Origin of the sequence: Micromonospora sp. CCTCC AA 2012012 (assembly GCF_040499845.1) — a bacterium.
Taxonomy (GTDB): Bacteria; Actinomycetota; Actinomycetes; order Mycobacteriales; family Micromonosporaceae; genus Micromonospora; species Micromonospora mangrovi.
Window position 1 is genome coordinate 6,359,198 of the sequence record NZ_CP159342.1, and the last position, 20,675, is coordinate 6,379,872.

Annotated in this window: 15 protein-coding genes; 9 read left to right on the forward strand and 6 right to left on the reverse strand. The window is 74.3% G+C overall.

Going from position 1 to position 20,675, the window contains the following annotated elements; all coding sequences use genetic code 11:
* Nucleotides 1–56: 56 nt before the first annotated feature.
* Nucleotides 57–3,389, forward strand: coding sequence for a S8 family serine peptidase (locus tag ABUL08_RS28845; protein ID WP_350933197.1), 3,333 nt, complete (start codon nt 57–59; stop codon nt 3,387–3,389).
* A gap of 80 nt (nt 3,390–3,469) precedes the next feature.
* Here the strand turns inward: ABUL08_RS28845 and dapD are convergent, their stop codons facing one another.
* Complete coding sequence (gene dapD, locus ABUL08_RS28850; RefSeq protein WP_350933199.1) at nt 3,470–4,429, reverse strand: 2,3,4,5-tetrahydropyridine-2,6-dicarboxylate N-succinyltransferase; 960 nt, start codon at nt 4,427–4,429, stop codon at nt 3,470–3,472.
* A 24-nt stretch (nt 4,430–4,453) separates the two neighbouring features.
* Here dapD and dapE point away from each other — a divergent pair, with 24 nt between their 5' ends.
* The gene (gene dapE / locus ABUL08_RS28855; protein ID WP_350933200.1) at nt 4,454–5,527 is read left to right on the forward strand and encodes a succinyl-diaminopimelate desuccinylase; all 1,074 of its coding nucleotides are present in this window, start codon (nt 4,454–4,456) and stop codon (nt 5,525–5,527) included.
* A gap of 150 nt (nt 5,528–5,677) precedes the next feature.
* On the opposite strand, the gene ABUL08_RS28860 is transcribed toward dapE, so the two are convergent.
* Entirely contained in the window at nt 5,678–5,851 is a 174-nt protein-coding gene (locus tag ABUL08_RS28860) for a hypothetical protein (RefSeq protein ID WP_350933201.1), read from the reverse strand.
* A 156-nt stretch (nt 5,852–6,007) separates the two neighbouring features.
* On the opposite strand from ABUL08_RS28860, the gene ABUL08_RS28865 reads away from it, so the two are divergent.
* From ABUL08_RS28865 to ABUL08_RS28895, 7 genes are all read left to right on the forward strand, one after another.
* Nucleotides 6,008–6,907, forward strand: a complete 900-nt coding sequence (locus ABUL08_RS28865; protein WP_350933202.1) for an LOG family protein — start codon at nt 6,008–6,010, stop codon at nt 6,905–6,907.
* A gap of 2 nt (nt 6,908–6,909) precedes the next feature.
* On the forward strand, nt 6,910–7,461 hold the full coding sequence (locus ABUL08_RS28870; RefSeq protein WP_350933204.1) for an LOG family protein: 552 nt from the start codon (nt 6,910–6,912) through the stop codon (nt 7,459–7,461).
* 113 nt (nt 7,462–7,574) lie between these two features.
* Entirely contained in the window at nt 7,575–11,117 is a 3,543-nt protein-coding gene (locus ABUL08_RS28875; RefSeq protein ID WP_377521812.1) for an ATP-dependent helicase, read from the forward strand.
* 37 nt (nt 11,118–11,154) lie between these two features.
* Nucleotides 11,155–14,628 carry an ATP-dependent helicase gene (locus ABUL08_RS28880; protein ID WP_350933206.1) on the forward strand — a complete coding sequence of 1,158 codons (3,474 nt, stop codon included), beginning with the start codon at nt 11,155–11,157 and terminating at the stop codon, nt 14,626–14,628.
* A 205-nt stretch (nt 14,629–14,833) separates the two neighbouring features.
* Complete coding sequence (gene cspE, locus ABUL08_RS28885) at nt 14,834–15,037, forward strand: transcription antiterminator/RNA stability regulator CspE (protein WP_007464836.1); 204 nt, start codon at nt 14,834–14,836, stop codon at nt 15,035–15,037.
* Between the two features lie 217 nt (nt 15,038–15,254).
* Nucleotides 15,255–16,646, forward strand: coding sequence for a DEAD/DEAH box helicase (locus ABUL08_RS28890; protein ID WP_350933208.1), 1,392 nt, complete (start codon nt 15,255–15,257; stop codon nt 16,644–16,646).
* A 264-nt stretch (nt 16,647–16,910) separates the two neighbouring features.
* The gene (locus ABUL08_RS28895) at nt 16,911–17,102 is read left to right on the forward strand and encodes a hypothetical protein (protein WP_350933209.1); all 192 of its coding nucleotides are present in this window, start codon (nt 16,911–16,913) and stop codon (nt 17,100–17,102) included.
* A gap of 153 nt (nt 17,103–17,255) precedes the next feature.
* Here the strand turns inward: ABUL08_RS28895 and ABUL08_RS28900 are convergent, their stop codons facing one another.
* From ABUL08_RS28900 to ABUL08_RS28915, 4 genes are read right to left on the reverse strand one after another with little or no spacing between them, the layout of a single operon-like run.
* On the reverse strand, nt 17,256–17,693 hold the full coding sequence (locus ABUL08_RS28900; protein ID WP_350933210.1) for an RrF2 family transcriptional regulator: 438 nt from the start codon (nt 17,691–17,693) through the stop codon (nt 17,256–17,258).
* A gap of 3 nt (nt 17,694–17,696) precedes the next feature.
* On the reverse strand, nt 17,697–18,581 hold the full coding sequence (locus ABUL08_RS28905) for an ABC transporter permease (RefSeq protein WP_350933212.1): 885 nt from the start codon (nt 18,579–18,581) through the stop codon (nt 17,697–17,699).
* Nucleotides 18,571–19,350: an ABC transporter ATP-binding protein gene (locus ABUL08_RS28910; RefSeq protein WP_350933213.1), complete on the reverse strand. Its 780-nt coding sequence runs from the start codon at nt 19,348–19,350 to the stop codon at nt 18,571–18,573. The genes ABUL08_RS28905 and ABUL08_RS28910 overlap by 11 nt, the downstream gene beginning before the upstream one ends.
* Nucleotides 19,347–20,411 (reverse strand): ABC transporter substrate-binding protein, encoded by a 1,065-nt coding sequence (locus ABUL08_RS28915; protein ID WP_350933214.1) that lies wholly within the window; start codon nt 20,409–20,411, stop codon nt 19,347–19,349. The genes ABUL08_RS28910 and ABUL08_RS28915 overlap by 4 nt, the downstream gene beginning before the upstream one ends.
* Nucleotides 20,412–20,675: the final 264 nt, after the last annotated feature.

The following is a 20,675-nucleotide window of genomic DNA, read 5'->3' on the forward strand; positions in this document are numbered from 1 at the left end:
GGCAGTGCCCGTCGATGTGCCCTTCATCGATGAAGACGCGTCCGAAGGAGAAAGCGTTGCTCCCAGACAGAAGAAAAGTGGCCGGTATCGGCCTCACCCTCGGCCTGCTCCTCGGCGTGCCGCTGCCGGCCTCGGCGGCGACCGCACCGTCCACCCCGGACCACGCGCCGCGATCCGCCGGTCGCCCGGCCACCGTCACCCTGCTCACGGGTGACCGGGTCACCCTCACCGCCACCGGTCAGGCCGCCGTACGCCCCGGCCCGGGTCGGGCCGACCTCACCTTCCTCACCCGTCGGGACCGGGGCCACCTCACCGTGGTGCCGCGGGACGCGCTGCCGCTCATCCGCTCCGGCAAGGTCGACCGGCGGCTCTTCGACGTCACCGAACTCGTCTCGTCCGGCTATGACGACGCCCACCGGGACACGCTGCCGCTGCTGGTGTCGTACCCCCGAGGGGTCGCGAAGCGGACGACGGCCCCGCTCGCCGGCGCGCGGGTGACCCGCGACCTGCCGGCGATCGGCGGCGCGGCCGTGGTGGCGGCGAAGGCCGACGCCGGCGCGGTCTGGGGCGCGCTCACCGCCGGCGGGTCCGGCGCCCGGATCGACGCTGCGGGGGGCGTCGACCGGGTCTGGCTCGACGCCCGGCGGCGGGTCACGCTCGACCACAGCGTCCCGCAGATCGGTGCGCCGGCGGCCTGGGCGGCCGGCTTCACCGGGAAGGGGATCACCGTCGCCGTGCTCGACACCGGTGTGGACGTCACCCACCCCGACCTGGCCGGACGGGTCGCCGAGTCGCGCAACTTCACCGAGGCCCCCGACGCCGACGACATGGTCGGCCACGGCACCCACGTCGCCTCGATCATCGGCGGCAGCGGTGCCGCCTCCGGCGGGAAGTACCGGGGCGTCGCCCCGGACGCCACCCTGCTCTCCGGCAAGGTCTGCGAGGACGAGGGCTGCACCGACTCGGCGATCCTGGCCGGCATGGAGTGGGCCGCCGCCGAGAAGCACGCCACCGTGGTCAACATGAGCCTCAGCGGCTGGGACACGCCCGAGATCGACCCGCTGGAGCAGGCCGTCCAGACGCTGACCGCGCAGACCGGCACGCTCTTCGTCCTCGCCGCCGGCAACGACGGGTCGGACGGTTCGGTCGGCTCGCCGGCCACCGCCGACGCCGGTCTGGCCGTCGGCGCCGTCGACCGGGACGACGAGCTGGCGTACTTCTCCAGCCGGGGCCCGCGCCTCGGCGATGACGGCCTGAAGCCGGACATCACCGCGCCGGGCGTGGACATCGTCGCCGCCCGGGCCGCACACGGCGTCATCGGCGACCCGGTGGGGGACAAGTACGTGACCCTCTCCGGCACCTCGATGGCCACCCCGCACGTGGTGGGCTCCGCGGCGCTGCTCGCCCAGCAGCACCCGGGCTGGGCCGCCGGTCAGCTCAAGGCGACCCTGATGGCCTCCGCGAAGCCGCACCCCGACCAGACGGCGTACCAGCAGGGCGCCGGCCGGGTCGACGTGGCGCACGCCATCACCGAGCAGGTGACCAGCGACCCGGTGAGCGTCTCGTTCGGCCGGGCGGTCTGGCCGCACGACGACGACCAGCCGATCAGCAGGACGGTCACCTACCGCAACTCCGGGGCCTCCGCGCTCACCCTCGACCTCGCCACCGAGGTCACCGGGCCGGACGGTCGGCCCGCGCCGACCGGCATGTTCACCCTCGGCGCGTCCCGGCTCACCGTGCCGGCGGGCGGCACCGCCCAGGTCACCGTCACCGCCGACACCCGCCTCGGTGGTCTCGACGGCTACTGGACCGGCCGGGTGGTGGCCCGTTCCGGTGCCACGGTCGCCGTCACCCCGCTGGCCGTGCACCGGGAGGTCGAGAGCTACACCGTCACGGTCACCCACGTGAACCGGGCCGGCCGGGCCGCCACCGACTACGCCACCGCCCTGCTGGGGCTGGACCGGTTCAGTGTCCAGGACCTCTACGACGCGGACGGCGAGGTGCAGGTGCGGGTCCCCAAGGGCCGGTACGGCCTGAGCAGCCTCTTCTTCGAGTCCGACGCGCAGGGCGCACCGGCGGGGGTGGCGATGCTCGTCCAGCCGGAGGTGGTGGTCGACCGGGATCTGAAGATCACCGTGGACGCCCGGACGGCCCGGCCGGTCACCACGACCGTGCCCCAGCGCGGCGCCACGCCCGAGCTGATCGACCTCACCGGCACCTTCTTCGGCGCGGACGGCATCTACAGCTGGGGGCTCTGGTCGTTCGACTTCGCCGGGCTGACCAGTCGGCAGCTCGGCCGGACGGTGTCGGCGAAGAAGTTCGTCGGCTCGCTGTCCAGCCAGTGGGCCGACCGGAAGGTGGCCAGCAGCCCCTACCTCTACGCGGTCAGCGAGGTCTTCCCCGGCCGCTTCCCGACCGGCTACACGAAGCACTACCAGCCGCGTGACCTGGCCACCGTGGTGCACCGGTTCCACGGGGGCTACCCCGGCATGGAGGCCGAACGGGCGGTCCTGCCCGAGTCCGACTACAACCTGGGCGGCTCGGCGATCATCCTGCCCACCTCGGTGCCCGGCCAGCGCGTCGAGCACTACAGCACCGCCGGCGTGCGGTGGAGTTCCGAGCTGGACTTCGGAGCGCGGGACCCCGAGGGCTGGCTGAACACGAAGGCCGTCGTGGCGTCCGTGCCGACCCGCTATCTGCCGGCCCGCACCGTGCGGGAGGACTGGAACTCGGCGCCGTACGGGCCGTCGTTCCCGCAGCCGCGCTGGCCGGAAGAGGGGATCACCCGCAACGGCAACACCATCGTGGTGAGCCTGCCGGTGCACAGTGACGCCGCCGGGCACCCCGGTGGTTCGCTCAACGACACCGAGCGGACCGCGCTCTACCGCAACGGCAAGCTCGTCGCCGAGATCCCGTACGCCGGGTACGGCGAGTTCCAGGTGCCGCCCGGCCTGGCCACCTACCGGGTGGAGGTGAGCGCCGGGCGCGGCTTCACCGACCTCAGCAGCGAGGTGACCGCGGCCTGGACCTTCCGGTCGAAGCACGTGTCCGGCAAGGACTGGGCGCGGCAGCCGGCGATGGCGGTGCGCTTCGCGCCGTCGCTGCGGGACGACAACAGCGCCCCGGCCGGTCGGCCGTTCACCGTCCCGGTGACCGTGCAACGGCAGCCCGGCGCCCCGGCCGCCACGGTCAAGGCGCTCACCGTCGAGGTCTCCTACGACGGGGGGAAGACCTGGCGCAGGGCGGCCCTGCACCGACAGGGCGCGGGCTGGGCGGCCACCGTCCGGCACCCGGCCGGCAACGGCCTGGTGTCGCTGCGGGCCACCGCCCGGGACAGCGCGGGCAACACGGTCACCGAGCAGATCATCGGGGCGTACCGCCTGCGGTGAGGCTCGTCCGGGTCCGCGGTCTCCCCGCCGCGGACCCGGACGCGGTCCGGGCCGGGGCCGGTCGCCCCGGCCCGGTCGCGTCAGTCGTTGGCGTGCAGGGCGGCGTTCAGCTCGATGCCCCGGCCGCTGCGCTGCTTCGCCTCCAGCGCCCCGGTCACCGAGTTGCGCCAGAAGAGCAGGTTGTCCACGCCGGAGAGGTCACGGGCCTTCACCACCCGGCCGTCCGGCAGGCTGATCTTCGAGGCGGCGGTGACATAGCAGCCGGCCTCGACCACGCAGTCGTCGCCGAGCGAGATGCCGACACCGGCGTTCGCGCCGATCAGGCTCCGCTCACCGATCGAGATCTTCTCGGTGCCGCCGCCGGAGAGCGTGCCCATGATGGAGGCGCCGCCGCCGATGTCGGAACCGTCGCCGACCAGCACGCCCTGCACGATCCGCCCCTCGACCATCGAGGTGCCCAGCGTGCCGGCGTTGAAGTTGACGAAGCCCTCGTGCATCACGGTGGTGCCGGCGGCCAGGTGCGCGCCGAGCCGGACCCGGTCCGCGTCGGCGATCCGCACCCCGGCGGGGACCACGTAGTCGGTCATCCGGGGGAACTTGTCCACCCCGTACACGGCGAGGTGGCGGCCGGCGGCCCGCTCGATGACGCGCAGCTCGTCCACCCGCTCCGGCGGGCACGGCCCGGCGGAGGTCCAGGCCACGTTGGCCAGCTTGCCGAAGATGCCGTCGAGGTTCAGCTCGTTGGGCCGCACCAGGCGGTGGGAGAGCAGGTGCAACCGCAGGTACGCGTCCGCGGCGTCCTTGATCGGGTCGTCCAGCGACCCGATCACCGTGGTCACCTCCACGGTACGCAGACCGGGCAGCGCCCGCTCGCCGATCGCGCCGGGCGGCAGGTCGAGCACGTCGGCCTGGTCCTCTCCCGGGACCAGCGGCAACTCGCCGAGTCCGAGCTTGCCGGTCGGGTACCAGGTGTCGAGGACCTGATCGTCAGCGGTGATGGTGGCGAGGCCGATGCCCCAGGCAGCCTGTGCGTTGGTCACGATTTTGACGGTACCGTGCCCAGCATGGAGAACCCGTTGACCCCCGAGGTCCTGGCTGATCCGGTGGCGCTCACCCGCGCCCTGGTGGACATAGAGTCCGTCTCCCTCAACGAGAAGGCGATCGCCGACTGCGTGGAGGAGGTGCTGCGGGGCGTGCCGCACCTGACCACGTTCCGGCACAGCAACACGGTGATGGCGCGTACCGACCTGGGTCGGGCGTCCCGGGTGGTGCTCGCCGGCCACCTCGACACCGTGCCGCTGAACGGCAACTTCCCGTCGAGCATGCGCGGCGACCTGATGTACGGCTGCGGCACCTCCGACATGAAGTCCGGTGTGGCGTTCGCGCTGCACCTCGCGGTGACCCTGCCCGACCCGCGCTACGACGTCACCTACCTCTTCTACGAGGCCGAGGAGATCGAGTCGAAGTACAACGGGCTCACCCTGGTCGCCGCGGCGCACCCGGAGTGGCTGGCGGCCGACTTCGCGGTGCTGCTGGAGCCGACGTACGGGATCGTCGAGGCCGGCTGTCAGGGCACCATGCGGGCGGTCGTCACCACGCACGGGGAGCGGGCGCACGCGGCCCGGTCCTGGCACGGGGTGAACGCGATCCACGGCGCCGCCGAGGTGCTGAACCGGCTGCGGTCGTACGAGGGGCGTCGGGTCACCATCGACGGCTGCGACTACCGGGAGGGCCTGAACGCGGTCCGGATCGTCGGCGGGGTGGCCGGCAACGTCGTCCCCGACCACTGCGAGATCGAGATCAACTACCGGTACGCCCCGGACCGCGACCCGGCCGCCGCCGAGGCGCACCTGCGGGAGCTCTTCACCGGCTTCGACCTCGAGGTGACCGACGCCGCCGCCGGTGCCGCCCCCGGCCTGGACGCGCCTCCGGCGCAGGAGTTCCTGGCCGCCGTCGGCGCGGCGCCGATCGGCAAGCTGGGCTGGACGGACGTGGCCCGCTTCGCCGCGATGGGCATCCCGGCCCTCAACTTCGGCCCCGGCGATCCCAACTTCGCCCACCACAAGGACGAGCACGTCGAACTGACCAAGATCCGCGACGGCGCCGCCACCCTCCACCGCTGGCTAGCCTCCACCTGACCCCCACCCCACCCCCACCCCCCACCGTTCGGGGTGATCATGAGGTTTGCGTCGTCCGGGCCCGTGGTCGGCGACGCAAACCTCATGATCACCGCAGACCGGGCCTGCTGCGGCGGGCCCGGTCTGCGGTGCGACGGGGTGGGGGTGCGGTCAGGGGGTGGGGGTGAGGGACTGGTCCTTGGTGAGGTGGGACTCGGTCGGGTCACCGGTGAGGTCGGTGTGGTGGGCTTCCTGCTGGCGGGCGCGGCGACGCTCGGCCACCACGTCCTGGATCCGGCGCTGCATCTGCCGCCGGATCCGGATCATCTCGGTGTTGCTGATCACGCTTGCTCCTCCCCCGAAGGCGCGTGGCCCGGGGCATACCCGGTATGTGAATAGTAAGACGTACGTGCGACCGAATTAGTTGCCCAAGATCGCAAACTTTTCCCCGCCTGGTCGCGCCGCACACCGCAGGACCCCGGCTCCACTACGGTGGCTCCCATGAGCCAGAGCAACGGGCGGCCGCTGCCCGGTCGTGACCCGGGTCGGGAACGGCACCGGGGCGCGGTCACGCTGCGCCGTGGCGCGATCCCCACCAGCACCGCCGACCAGCGCCTGCTGGACTCCCGCGGACGCGGCGACTGGAAGACCAAGGACGCCTGGCGGGCGCTGCGGATCCTCTCCGAGTTCGTGGAGGGCTTCGACACCCTCGCCGACCTGCCGCCCGCGGTGAGCGTCTTCGGCTCCGCCCGGAGCAAGCCGGAGAGCCCGGAGTGCCGGCTGGCCGAGGAGCTGGGCGCCGCGCTGGCCCGCGCCGGCTACGCCGTGATCACCGGTGGCGGTCCGGGCGTGATGGAGGCGGCCAACCGGGGCGCCAGCGAGGCCGGCGGGCTCTCCGTCGGCCTGGGCATCGAGCTCCCCTTCGAGCAGGGGCTCAACGACTGGGTCGACCTGGCGATCGACTTCCGCTACTTCTTCGCCCGCAAGACCATGTTCGTCAAGTACGCCCAGGCGTTCGTGGTGCTGCCCGGCGGGTTCGGCACGATGGACGAGCTCTTCGAGGCGCTCACCCTGGTGCAGACCGGCAAGGTGACCCGCTTCCCGGTGGTGCTGATGGGTGAGGCGTACTGGCGCGGGCTGCTGGACTGGCTGCGCGGCAGCATGGCCGCCGAGGGCAAGATCGGCACGGTCGACCTGGAGCTGATCTGCGTCACCGACGACGTCGACGCCGCCGTACGCCACATCGTGCAGGCCGAGGCGGCGCTCTCCGCGGAGCAGGAGTCGATCCGCGAGGAGGCGGTGGCCCGGACCGCCGCGGACCAGCAGGCCGCCGCCACCGCCGCGCCCCGGGAGGAGCGACCGGCCGGCGGGCCCGGGGTGCGGCCGGACGGGCGGGACTGACCGTGGCCGCCATCTGCGTGTTCTGCGCGTCCTCGCGGACCCTCGACCAGCGCTGGCTGGACCTGGCCACCGAGACCGGCGCCGAGCTGGCCCGGCGCGGGCACACTCTGGTCAGCGGCGGTGGCTGCGTCGGCATGATGGGCGCGGTGGCGGACGGGGCGCGGGCCGCCGGCGGGCGCACCCTCGGGGTGATCCCGCAGACCCTGGTCGACCTGGAGGTCGCCGACCTGGCCAGCGACGAGCTGCTGGTCACCGACGGCATGGCCAGCCGGAAGAACCTGATGATCGAGAAGTCGGACGCCTTCATCACCCTGCCCGGCGGGCTGGGCACCCTCGACGAGCTGTTCGAGGTCTGGACCACCGCCACCCTGGCCCTGCACACCAAGCCGATGGTGCTGATCGACGCGGACGGCTTCTACCGCCCCCTGCTCGACTGGCTGCACTCGCTGGCCGACCGCCACTTCCTCAAGCCCGCCGGCCTGGACCTGGTCACCGTGGTCCCCACCGTCCCCGCCGCCCTCGACGTCCTCGAATCCCACCTCTCCCGGCGCTGATCATGAGGTGGCCGGCGAGGTGGATCTCCGATCCTGCCGCCGACCTCATGATCGACGTGAGGTCGGCGGGGTGGTGGGGGTGGGGTGTCGTAGGGGCGTGATGGGATGTGGGCGTGCAGGGATACCGGCTGGTGCGCCGGGGTGCGGGGGCGGGTCCTGACGGACACTTCGCCGGGTCGGTTCGGGGGGATCGGCCGGGCGGCGGGTCGGGTCAGCAGGAGCGCTCCGCGCGGGGTGCCGAGGGGGAGCCGCGATCCGGGGGGTCAGCGGGCGCTGACGCGCACCCTCGACCGGGCGCGCGACTGGCCGACCCGGTGCAGGCCGAGGTGGTGGCGCACACCGACGGGCCGATGCTGGTCCTCGGCGGCCCCGGCACCGGCAAGACCAGCACCCTGATCGAGGCGGTCGCCGCCCGGGTGGCCGAGGGCGTCGACCCGGAGCGCGTCCTGGTGCTCACCTTCGGCCGCCGGCAGGCCACCGACCTGCGTCACGCCATCGAGGCCCGGATCGCCGGGGACGGCCACCGGGTCGTCCGCGAGCCGCTGGTCCGCACCTTCCCGGCGTACGCGTTCGGGCTGCTGCGGCGGGCCGCCGCCGAGCGGGGCGAACCGTCGCCGCGACTGCTCACCGGCCCCGAGCAGGATCTGATCATCCGTGAGCTGCTGGACGTGGTCGGCGAGGAGCCCGACGACGATCCGGTCGGCTGGCCGGAGGACCTGCGCCCCGCGCTGCGTACCCGGGCGTTCGCCGCCCAGCTGCGCGACCTGCTGATGCGCGCCGCAGAGCGGGGCGTCGGCCCGGTCGAGCTGGCCCGGCTGGGCGAGAAGCTGGGCCGCGCCGACTGGCCGGCCGCCGCGCGCTTCCTCCGGGAGTACGTCGCCGTCCTCGCCCTGCGCGACGTGAGCAACCGCGGCTCCGTCGCGTACGACCCGGCCGAACTGGTCCGGGCCGCCACCGGCATGCTCCTCGACGATCCGGAGCTGCTGGCCGCCGAGCGCCGTCGGCTGGCGCACGTCTACGTCGACGAGCTGGCCGACACCGACCCCGCCCAGCTCGAGCTGCTCGCCGTCATCGCGGGCGGCGGCACCCCCCTGGTCGCCTTCGCCGACCCCGACTCCTCCACGTACGCCTTCCGGGGCGCCGACCCGGCCGGGGTGGCCACCTTCCCGCACCGGTTCCGCACCGCCTCCGGCGCGCCCGCCGCCCAGGTCGTGCTGACCACCTCGTACCGGGCCGGGCCGGGCCTGCTCGCGGCCACCGCGCGGCTGGCCCGCCGGCTGCGCGGTCCGGCCACGCACCGCCGGCTCCAGCCGCTGCCCGACGCGCCGCCCGGCACGGTCGAGGTCCGCACGTTCCGCTCGGCCACCAGCGAGTCGGCCTGGCTGGCCCACGCCCTGCGCGAGGCGCACCTGCTGGACGGGGTGCCCTGGTCCCGGATGGCGGTGCTGGTCCGGTCGACCGGCCGGCAACTGCCGTCGCTGCAACGGGCCCTGCACCACGCGGGTGTGCCGACCGTGGTGCACGGCGAGGACCTGCCGCTGCACCTGCAACCCGGGGTGGCGCCGCTGCTGCTCCTGCTGCGCTGCGCGCTGGAACCCGACCGGCTCGACGAGGAGACCGCCGTCGCGCTGCTGCACTCGCCGCTGGGCGGCGCCGATCCGCTCGCCGAGCGGCGGCTGCGCCAGGGGCTGCGGGCGCTCGCGCTGGCCGGCGGCGACCGGCGGCCCTCCGGCGAGCTGATCGTCGAGGCGCTGCGCGACCCCGCCGAGCTGGCCGCGATCGACCGGCGCTGGGCCGTGCCCGCGCAGACGGTGGCGCAGCTGCTGGCCACCGCCCGGCAGGCGGCGGCCGTGCCCGGGGCCACCGCCGAGGACGTGCTCTGGGCGGTCTGGCGCGACAGCGGCCTGGCGGAACGCTGGGCCGGGGCGATCACCCGGGGCCGGGCCGCCACCGGGGAGCACGAGACCGCGCAGCGCTGGCGGGCCGAGGCCGCCGACCGGGACCTGGACGCGGTGCTGGTGCTCTTCGACGCGGCGGCCCGGTTCACCGACCGGCTGCCCGGCGCCCGGGCCGAGGTCTTCCTCGACCACGTGCTCGGGCAGGACCTGCCGGCCGACACGCTGGCCGCCAGCGCCGACCGGGGCGACGCGGTCCGGTTGCTCACCGCGCACGCCGCGAAGGGCCTGGAGTGGGACCTCGTCGCCGTCGCCGGGGTGCAGGAGGGCGTCTGGCCCGACCTGCGACTCCGCGGCAGCCTGCTCGGCTCCGAACGGCTCGTCGACGTGCTCGCCGGCCGGGCGCAGGGCGCCGGGCTCCGGGCCAGCCTGGTCGGGCAGACCTCCGCGCTGCTCGACGAGGAGCGCCGGCTCTTCCACGTCGCGGTCACCCGGGCCCGGCGTCGGCTGCTGGTCACCGCGGTCGCCTCGGCGGCGGTCGGCGGCGACGACCACGAGGAACAGCCCAGCCGCTTCCTGCACGAGCTGGGCGGCACCGAGCCGCCCGCGATCGGCGGCGGGTCGCCCCCGCCGAACCCGTCCGGACCGACGTCCGACGGGTCGGGGGCCGCCCGGGCGGGTGACGGCGCGGCGCCGGTCGTCACCGCTGAGCCGCACGACGACGAGGTCGATCGGCCCGGCGCGCTGCCGGTCACCCTGCCGCCGCGCGGGCTCACCCTGTCGGCGCTGGTGGCGGAGCTGCGTACCGCGGTCACCGACCCGGCGGCACCGTCCGCCCGGCGGCGTACGGCGGCGGCCGAGCTGGCCCGGCTGGCCGCCGCCGGGGTTCCCGGCGCGCACCCCGACGACTGGTGGGGACTGCGCGGGCTCTCCGACGACCGACCGCTGGTGGACGACGGCGAACCGGTCCGGGTCACCCCGTCGGCGATGGAGAGCGCGTTGCGGTGCAGCCTGCGCTGGCTGCTGGAACGGCACGGCGGCAGCGGCCCGGCCAGCGCCGCGCAGGGCGTCGGCAACCTGGTGCACGCCGCCGCGATGCTCGCCGAGGACGCCAGCGTCGACCGGACCGCCCTGCTGGACTACGTGGCCGCCCGGTTCGACGCGATCGAGCTGGCCGCCCGCTGGATGGTCGGGCCGGAACGCGACCGCGCCGAGGCGATGGTGGACAAGCTGCTGCGCTGGCTGGCCGGCAACCCACGCCGGCTGCTCGCCATCGAGCACGAGTTCGCGGTCCGCCTCGACGACCCGCAGCGCCCGATCGAGCTGACCGGGCGGGTGGACCGGCTGGAGGTCGACGCCGACGGCCGGCTCGTGGTGATCGACCTGAAGACCGGCAAGTCCACCGCGGTCACCGAGCGGGAGCTGGCCGAGCACCCGCAGCTCGGTGCGTACCAGGCGGCGGTGGAGGCGGGGGCGTTCGCCGAGTACGGCGAGTCCTCCGGCGGGGCGGCGCTGGTGCAGCTCGGCACCGGCGCCAAGGACGCCCGGGAGCAGGCGCAGGCCGCCGCGGGGGAGGGGCCGGAGGCCGGCTGGGCGACCGCGCTGGTCCGGCGGACCGCCGATACGATGGCCGCCGCCACCTTCGCCGCGGTCGCCAACTCGAAGTGCCGGGTCTGCCCGGTCCGCACGAGCTGCCCGGTCTCGGGGCAGGGGCGTCAGGTCGTCGAGCCGCCGACGGTCCGCCGCGAGCGCGAGGAGTGAGCGTGCGAGCCCCGCAGCCAGCAGCGACGGCGCTGCCGTGACCCAGCCCGCGCTGTTCAGCACGACCGCGCCACCACCGAGGACCCCCGACTCCGGTCCCCGGTACACGCCGGTGGAGCTGGCGAAGCTGCTGCGGCTGCCCGCGCCCACCCGGGAGCAGGCGGCGATCATCGCCGCGCCGGTGGAGCCGCTGCTGGTGGTCGCGGGGGCCGGCTCCGGCAAGACCGAGACGATGGCCGCGCGGGTGGTCTGGCTGGTCGCCAACTCGTACGTCCGGCCGGAGCAGATCCTCGGCCTCACCTTCACCCGCAAGGCGGCCGGCGAGCTGGCGCACCGGGTGCGTACCCGGCTGGACCAGCTCATCCGGCGGCTGGGCCGGCAGGCGCGCGACCCGCAGGACGACCCGCTCGCCGGTGAGCCGACCGTCTCCACCTACCACTCGTACGCCGGGCGGATCGTCACCGAGCACGGCCTGCGGGCTGGCTACGAGCCGACCACCCGGCTGCTCACCGAGGCGTCCCGCTGGCAGCTCGTGGACCTGCTGGTCCGCAACTACGACGGGGACATGTCCGAGGTGGACCGGATGCCCAGCACGATCACCGACGCCGTGCTGGCGTTGGCCGGCGAGCTGGACGAGCACCTGGTCGACCCGGACGAGCTGGCCGCCTGGACCGGCCGTTTCTTCGCCGACGTGCAGTCCCGCCCCGGCCGGGTCTACGCCGACGTACGCAAGGCGCTGGCCGTGCAGCAGACCCGGCTGCGGCTGCTGCCGCTGGTGCGGGCGTACGGCCGGCGCAAGGACGACTTCGAGGCGATGGACTTCGCCGACCAGCTCGCCCGGGCCGCCCGGGTGGCCCGCGACCATCCCGGCGTGGGGGTCATCGAGCGGGACCGCTTCCGGGTGGTGCTGCTCGACGAGTACCAGGACACCAGCCACGCCCAGGTGGTGCTCCTCAACGCCCTCTTCGGCGGCGGTCACCCGGTCACCGCCGTCGGCGACCCCTGCCAGTCCATCTACGGCTGGCGCGGGGCCAGCGCCGGCACCCTCGACCGGTTCCCCACCGAGTTCGCCCGCGCCGACGGCACCCCGGCCGACGTGCTCAGCCTCACCACCAGCTGGCGCAACCGGCCGGAGATCCTCGGCGTGGCCAACGCGCTGGCCACCCCGCTGCGGGCGGCCGGCGCGCAGGTGCCGGAGCTGCGCGCCGCGCTGAGCGTCAAGGACCCGATCCCGCACCGCAGCCCGCGCGGGAACGCCGCCGGCACCGTGCACTGCGCGCTGCTGGAGACGTACGCCGACGAGGCCGACTGGATCGCCGAGAGCGTCCTCGCGGCGTGGCGCGGGGCGGCCGGGATGCCCGGCGCGCTGCCCGAGCACATCCCGGTGCCGCAGCGCCCCACCACCGCCGTGCTGGTCCGGTTGCGCAGTCAGATCCCCGCCCTGGAGTCCGCGCTGCGCGCCCGGGGCCTGCCGGTCGAGGTGGTCGGCCTGGGCGGCCTGCTGGACACCCCCGAGGTGCGGGACGTGGTCTGCACGCTGCGGGTCCTGGCCGACCCGACCGACGGGGCGGCGCTGCTGCGCCTGCTCACCGGGGCGCGCTGGCGGATCGGGCCCCGTGACCTGGTCGCCCTGCACCGGCGGGCCCGGGCGATCGCCCGGTCCCGGCGGGAGCTGACCGGCGACGACGGGCCGGAGATCGTGGTGGACGCGCTGGACGAGGCCACGCTGGTCGAGGCGCTGGCCGACCTGGGGCCGGCGCAGGCGTACTCGGCGGAGGGCTACGCCCGGCTGCGCGCGTACGGGATGGAGCTGGCGCTGCTGCGTTACCGGCTGGACCAGTCCCTGCCGGAGCTGATCGCGGACATCGAGCGGACCTCCGGCCTGGACGTGGAGGTGGCGGTCCGGGCCGGCCGGGACGGCACCGGCGACGCCGGGCTGGCCCGCGGTCACCTGGACGCGCTCGGCGACGTCGCGGCCCGGTTCAGCGGCGAGACGCCCGGCGCCACGCTGGCCGGTTTCCTGGCCTATCTGGCCGCCGCCGAGGACGAGGAGCGGGGGCTCGCCCCGGGCGAGGTCGAGGTGGTGGAGGGGGCGGTGCAGATCCTCACCGCGCATGCCGCCAAGGGCCTGGAGTGGGACGTGGTGGCGGTCGCCGGGCTGACCCGGGGGGTCTGGCCGGGGCCGGTCCGCAACTCGGACCACTGGCTGGGTGGGCTCGGTGTGCTGCCGTTCCCGCTGCGCGGCGACGCCGACGGGCTGCCGGAGCTGGGGCTGGCCGAGGCCGAGGACCAGCGTGGGGTGGCCCGGGTGGTGGCGGACTTCACCGACGCCTGGCGGGCGCACGACGAGCGGGAGGAGCGTCGGCTGGCGTACGTGGCGGTGACCCGGCCCCGCCGGCTGCTGCTCTGCTCCGGCTACTGGTGGGGGGAGGGCACCAAGCGGTTCCGGGGCCCGTCGGTCTTCCTCCGCGAGGTGTACGACGCCTGCCTAAACGACGTGGCCGGGCACGTGATCGACGCGTGGGCGCCGGAGCCGGCCGGGGACGCGGTCAACCCGACGACGGAGGTGGTGCTCCGCGCCGAGTGGCCGGCCGATCCGCTCGGTGCCCGCCGTCCGGCGCTGGCCGAGGCCGCCGCGCTGGTCCGCCGTTTCCTCGCCGATCCGGAGGCGGCCCGCCGCGAGGCGGCCGTGCTCGCCGCCGCCGCGCTCACCGACTCCGGAGCTGCGCCCGCCGACCCGGGAGCCGCCGCCGCGCCCGCCGACCCGGGGACCGCCGCTGCGCCCGCCGACGATCCGGAGGTGGCACGCTGGCGGCGGGAGGCGGAGCTGCTGCTGGCCGAGCGGGCCGAGCTGCTGCGGCGGGCCGACGCGGTGGAGGTGGAGCTGCCGGCGCACCTGTCGGTGACCCAGCTGGTGGCGCTGCGCCGCGACCCGGAGGCGCTGGCGCGGGCCCTGCGCCGGCCGATGCCCACCGAACCCAACCCGTACGCCCGGCGGGGCACCGCCTTCCACACCTGGCTGGAGCAGCGGTTCGGCGCGGACCGGCTGCTCGACGTGGACGAGCTGCCCGGCGCGGCGGACGAGGACGCCGCCCCGGACGAGGCGCTGGTCGAGCTCCAGGAGCGTTTCCTGGCCAGCGAGTGGGCCGACCGGGTGCCGCTGGAGGTGGAGGTGCCCTTCGCCACGGTGATCGCCGGCGTGGTGGTCCGGGGCCGGATGGACGCGGTCTTCGCCCGTCCCGGTGGCCGGTTCGACGTGGTCGACTGGAAGACCGGTCGGCAGCCGGCCGGCCGGGAGGCCGAGGTGGCCGCCGTGCAGCTCGCCGTCTACCGGCTGGCCTGGGCGGAGCTGGCCGGTGTGCCGGTCGACCGGGTGGGCGCCGCGTTCCACTACGTCCGGGACGGGGTGACCGTGCGGCCGGCCGACCTGCTGGACGCGGCGGGACTGACCGCGTTGATCGCCGGGGTACCGGAAATCTCGCCGGAAGCCCCACCGGCCGGAAATCCGTGATACGTTGGTCCCGTTGCAGTTTTGGTTTCCAGAGACTCTGTGTGCGCCTGGCGGATTGTGGCCCCAGGCGCTCTTTGTTGTGTCCGGAGTTCTCCGGGCGGGGCGACCAGCAGCGACAGGTTCATCGCGTGGATCATGCGCGGTGGGCTCCTCTTTCGGCCCGCAACAAGTGCGGTTCGAACGTTCCGTCAAGGAGACGAAACAAATGGCTATTGGCACCGTCAAGTGGTTCAACGCTGACAAGGGCTTCGGCTTCATCACCCCGGACGGCGGCGGCGCTGACGTCTTCGCCCACTTCTCGGCGATCCAGTCCTCCGGCTACCGGAGCCTGGACGAGAACCAGCGGGTCGAGTTCGAGGTCACCCAGGGCCAGAAGGGCCCGCAGGCGGAGAACATCCGCCCGCTCTGATCTTCGGATCACCCGTAACACCCATCGCGCCCTCAGGGCACGGTGACGGGTCCGGTCCGCCGCGCCACCCCCGCTCCGGCGGGCGGCGCGCTGCGGCGGACCGGCCCGTACCCCCTTCGGTTCGTGCTTGTGAGTCCCGGCGGACGAGTCCCCCGGTGACAGCGCCGCCCTTCGGCGCCCTTCCTCGACACGTGCCGCGTCGAGGAAGGCATTCCGCATGACCACGACCATGCCCACATTCGCGTCCACCGGCCTGGCTCCGGCGCTCGTCGCCGAGCTGACCGTGCAGGGCATCACCGAGCCGTTCCCCATTCAGTCGGCCACCATTCCCGACTCGCTCGCCGGTCGGGACGTGCTCGGCCGGGGGCGTACCGGCTCCGGCAAGACGCTCGCCTTCGGCCTGCCGCTGCTGCACCGCGTCGCGGGCCGCCGGGCCCGCCCCGGCCGCCCGCTCGCGCTGGTGCTGGTGCCGACCCGGGAGCTGGCCCAGCAGGTCACCACCGCACTCACCCCGTACGCGCGTGCGCTCGGCGTGCGCTGCGTCACCGTCGTCGGCGGTCTCTCCCTCCAGCGCCAGGCGGACGCCCTCCGTGCCGGCGCCGAGGTGGTCGTCGCCACCCCCGGTCGGCTGCACGACCTGATCAACCGCGGTGACGCCCGCCTCGGCGAGGTGGCGGTCACCGTGCTCGACGAGGCCGACCAGATGGCCGACATGGGCTTCCTGCCGCAGGTCACCAAGCTGCTGGAGCAGGTCGCCCCGGACGGGCAGCGGATGCTCTTCTCCGCCACCCTCGACGGCGGCGTCGACCGGCTGGTCCGCCGCTTCCTGACCAACCCGGTCTCGCACTCGGTCGACCCGGGCACCGCCACGGTGACCGCGATGACCCACCACGTGCTGCACGTCGAGGCAGCGGACAAGCCCGACGCCCTCGCCCGGATCGCCGCCCGCGAGGGCCGCACCATCCTCTTCATCGGGACCAAGCACCGCGCCGACCGGCTCGCCCGTCAGCTGCTGTCCAAGGGCGTACGCGCGGCGGCGCTGCACGGTGGCAAGAGCCAGCCGCAGCGCACCCGGATCCTGGACCAGTTCAAGAGCGGCCAGATCACCGCGCTGGTCGCCACCGACGTGGCGGCCCGCGGCATCCACGTCGACGGGCTGGACCTCGTGGTCAACGCCGACCCGCCCACCGAGGCGAAGGACTACCTGCACCGGGGTGGGCGTACCGCCCGGGCCGGCGAGTCGGGCACCGTGGTCACGCTGGTCCTGCCGGAGCAGCGCCGGGACGTCACCCGGCTGATGAGCGTCGCCGGCATCCGCCCGCAGACCGCCCAGGTACGCCCCGGCGACGAGGCGCTGTCCCGGGTCACCGGGGCCCGCGAGCCGTCCGGCGTGCCGGTGACGATCGCCGCCCCGGCGGCGGTCGCCGCCACGCGTACCGGGTCGGGTCGGGGTCGTCGGGCCGGTGGCGGTGACGGTTTCCGCGCCCCCGCTGGCCGGGCCACCGAGACGGGTCGTACGACGGGTGACTCCGTCGAGGCGGGCGGAGCGCGTTCGGTGCACCGCCCCTCCGGCCGTCGTCGTCGCCCTCAGCGCCCCCGTACCGCCTGATCGAACCTCCCGTGCTGGCCCGTCCCTCTCCAGGGGCGGGCCAGCGCGCTTTCCCGACCCTGGAACGCTTCCGCCCCGGGGTGGGCTGTCGGGTTCCACGGTCTCGCCGGGGGCAACGCGGCGGACGAGGCGCCGGGGTGATGGAGTCGGGGATCAGTCGGTGCGGCGTCTGATGGGCGACTGTCCCGGGGGCGGGGGTGGGCGAGGCTGGCGTCGGGGGGAAGCGGCCGGGGGGACCGGCCGCTGGCGCGGGGAGGGGTGACCATGGCGGGCGACGCCGGCTCGGGGGCGCTGCGCGAGCTGCTGCTGGTTCTCGCTGTTGCGGGGGCGGGCCTGCTGCTCGCCATGGTTGCTGCCTTCGGCCCGTGGCACCCGGCGGCCGGTGACGTCGCCGGGGCCGGCCCGGTCGAATGGCACAGCCCCACCGGCCCGCTCACCCAGCCGGTCGTGAGCTGATCGACCGCCGGCTTCCCGCGTGCCGCGCGCACCGGGATCGCGCCCGAAGATCCCGCTCGATCCTGGATCGGGTGGCATCCGACGCGGTTCGACGCCACCACTTCCTGGATCGAGCACGATCTTCGGGCGGGGGCGCGAAGGTCGCGCGACCGGTCAGTGCGGGGTGACGCGGTCGGCGAGCAGGTCGGCGAGGGTGGTCCGGTCGACGACCAGGGCGATCGCGCCGTGCACCGCCAGCCAGACGTCCCGCAGCCCGGTGGCGACGCCGTGGTAGCCGGCGCTGTCCGCCGGGAGGCCCCGCACGCTGGTCAGCGTGCCGCCGACCGCGCGCAGGACGTCGCCGACGCTGATCTCGTCGGCCGGGCGGGCGAGGGCGTAGCCGCCGTCGGTGCCCCGGTGACTGTGCAGCAGGTCGGCCCGGCGCAGGTCCAGCAGGATGCCCTGGAGGAAGCTGTGCGGGATCTGTTGACTCTCGGCCAGGCTCGCCGCCTTGACCAGCTCGCCGCCGCCGGTCCGACCGGGGGACCCGGTGACGTCGGCGACGGCGAGCATGGCCCGGAGTGCGTAGTCGGCGCGCGCGGAGACGTACACGGCTCAGTTGCCGGCCTGGTCCAGCACGCCCCAGCGGCGCCGGATCGCCTTGTCCGCGGCGCCGAACGCGGCGTCCACCGCCAGGCCCACCACCAGGATGACGATCATGATGGCCATCAGCCGGGGCGCCTCGTTGAGTTCCCGGGCATAGGTGAGCTGGGCGCCGATGGAGGTCTTGGTGGCGATGACCACCAGCAGCTCACCGGCCATCAGGCTGCGCCAGGCGAACGCCCAGCCCTGCTTGAGCCCGGCCACGATGGCCGGCAGGGCGGCCGGCGCGATGACGTACCGGTAGAGGTTGAGCCCCCGGGCGCCGAGGTTGCGGCCGGCCCGGACCAGCAGCGGGGGCACGTAGTCCACGCCGTGGATGACGCCGTTGGCGACCGACGGGGCGGCGCCGAGCACCACCACGAAGAAGATCGCCTGCTCGCTGAGCTGGAAGAGCAGGATCGCCAGCGGGAACCAGGCGATCGACGGCATGGTCTGCAAGGCGGTGATCATGGAGCCGAGGGCGGCCCGCAGGATCTTCACCCGGGCCACGGCCAGGCCGAGCAGCAGGCCGACGGCGACGGCGGCGGCGAAGCCCACCGCGGCCCGGCGACCGGTGGTGGCGAGGCCCTCCCAGAGCGCCGGGCTGACCAGGTAGTCGCCGAGATCGGCGAAGACCGTCGCCGGGCCGGGCAGCGCCCACGGGTCCTTCCACCCGGTCCAGACCACGAACTGCCACAGCGCGATGCTGAGCGCGAGGGCGGCGAGCTTCGGCCACGTGGCCGACCAGAGCTGCCGCAGTCGGGACGGGCCCTGCTCCTGCCCGGCGATCTCCAGCGCGTCCAGTCCGGAGATCTCCGCGTCGCTGCGCGTGGTCCCGGTGATCGTGTCACTGGCCATGGCGGCCCACCTCCGTACGCAGCCGGTCGGTGACCTCGGCGGCGATGTTCGCGATCTCGGGGGAGTCGATCCGGCGGGGTCGGGGCACGTCCACCCCGGTGGACCAGCTGATCCGGCCGGGACGGCTGGAGAGCAGAATGATCCGGTCGGCGAGGCGGGCCGCCTCCCGCACGTTGTGGGTGACGAAGAGCACGGTGAGCTTCCGCTCGGACCAGATCCGCTCCAGCTCGTCGTGCAGGATGTCGCGGGTCATCGCGTCCAGCGCGCCGAACGGCTCGTCCATCAGCAGCACCGGGGTGTCCAGGGCGAGGGTGCGGGCCAGGGCGACCCGCTGCCGCATGCCGCCGGAGAGTTCGTGCGGTCGCTTGCGGCCGAAGTCGGCCAGGTGGACCGTACGCAGCAGCTCGGCGACCCTCGCCTTCCGTTCGGCCCGGGGCAGACCGCGCAGCTTCAGCGGCACCTCGACGTTGGCCTCGACGGTGAGCCAGGGGAAGAGGGCGGGCTCCTGGAACATCAGGCCGGGGTTGACGCCCTCGCCGAGTTCGATCTTCCCGCCGCTGGGCCGGTCCAGCCCGGCGACCAGGTTGAGCAGCGTGCTCTTGCCGCAGCCGGAGGCGCCGACCAGGCAGACGAACTCGCCGGGGGCGACGTCCAGCGACACCCCGTCCAGCGCCAGGACGGCGTTGCCGCCCTGGCCGTACACCTTGGTCACGCCGCGCAGCGCGACCGAGCCGGTCGCGCTGCGCGTGGTCGTCGTGGTCGACGTCACGGCTGGGTGACCTCGGGCTTGCCCTGCGCCTTGAGCACCTCGTTGAGGAACTTCAGGTCGTAGAGGCCGTTCAGGTCGACCGGCTGGGTCAGCTCGACGGCGACCGCGTGGTCCAGGCCGGTCTTCAGCGAGGACGCGATCGGGTCGTTGGTGAACTCCAGCGTCGGCCACGCCTGCTTGATCAGCTTGACGTCCAGCGGCTTACCGGTGATCTTGCCGATGTGGTCGGAGATGGCCTGCTGGGCCTCGTCCGGCTTGGTGTTGACGAACTCGTTCGCCGCCACCTGCCCCTCGACCAGCTTCTTGACCACGTCCGGGTGGGCCTTGAGGAACTTGGTGCTGACGATCAGGTTGGTGATCACGAACTTCTTGTCCGGCCAGAGGTCGCGCTCGTCGACGAGGACCTTGCCGCCGGCGTTGACCAGCCGGGAGACGTACGGCTCCGGCACCCAGGCGCCGTCGATCGCGCCGCTGGCGAAGGTGTCCACCGTCTGCGCGTTCTCCTGCGGGACGACCTTGACGTCGCCGCCGCCCTCCTTGGTGGTCTTGAGGCCCTTCTCCTTGAGCCAGTAGCGCAGCGCCACGTCCTGGGTGTTGCCGAGCTGCGGGGTGGCGATCTTCTTGCCGCGCAGCTGCTCGACCGAGGTGATGGTGGGCTTGACCACGAGGGCCACGCCGCCGGAGGCGGCGCCGGAGACCACCCGGACCGCCTCGCCCTTGGACTTGGAGAAGGCGTTCACGGTCGGGTTCGGACCGATGTACGTGGCATCGAGCGCGCCGGAGAAGATCGCCTCGATGGCGGCCGGGCCGGCGTTGAACGTCTTGGTCTCCAGCTTGACGCCGCTGCCCAGCTTCTCGGCGAAGATCCCCTTCTCCACGCCGACGACGGCGGGGGCGTGGGTGATGTTGGGGAAGTAGCCGAGGCGCAGGGTCACCGGGCCGGCCTTGCCGGCGGCGTCATCGGTGTCGTCGCCGCAGGCGGCGGTACTGCCCAGGGTGGCCGCGCCGACGACGGCGAGGGTGGCGAGGGAGACCAGCCGACGGAAGGGGAGCCGTCTCATCGTTGTCCAATCCGCAGTATTCCTACTTAGTAGGTAGGAAGACTGGAGTAACACGCGGCCGGCGTCAAGGCCGGTTCAGCATCCGGGAAGCCCCGACCTGCGTTTCTCGATAATTCCCACCTGTTCGGTGGAGTTACCCTCGCCGGTCGGCCCACCGCGCGGACCGCCGTCCGGTGCCCCGGCCGCCGTCGGCCGCCGACCCCCGGCGCGCCGTCGCCCCGCTGCCGGGAGCTGGCCGGTACGGGGGGTGCCGACGCGCTAGTG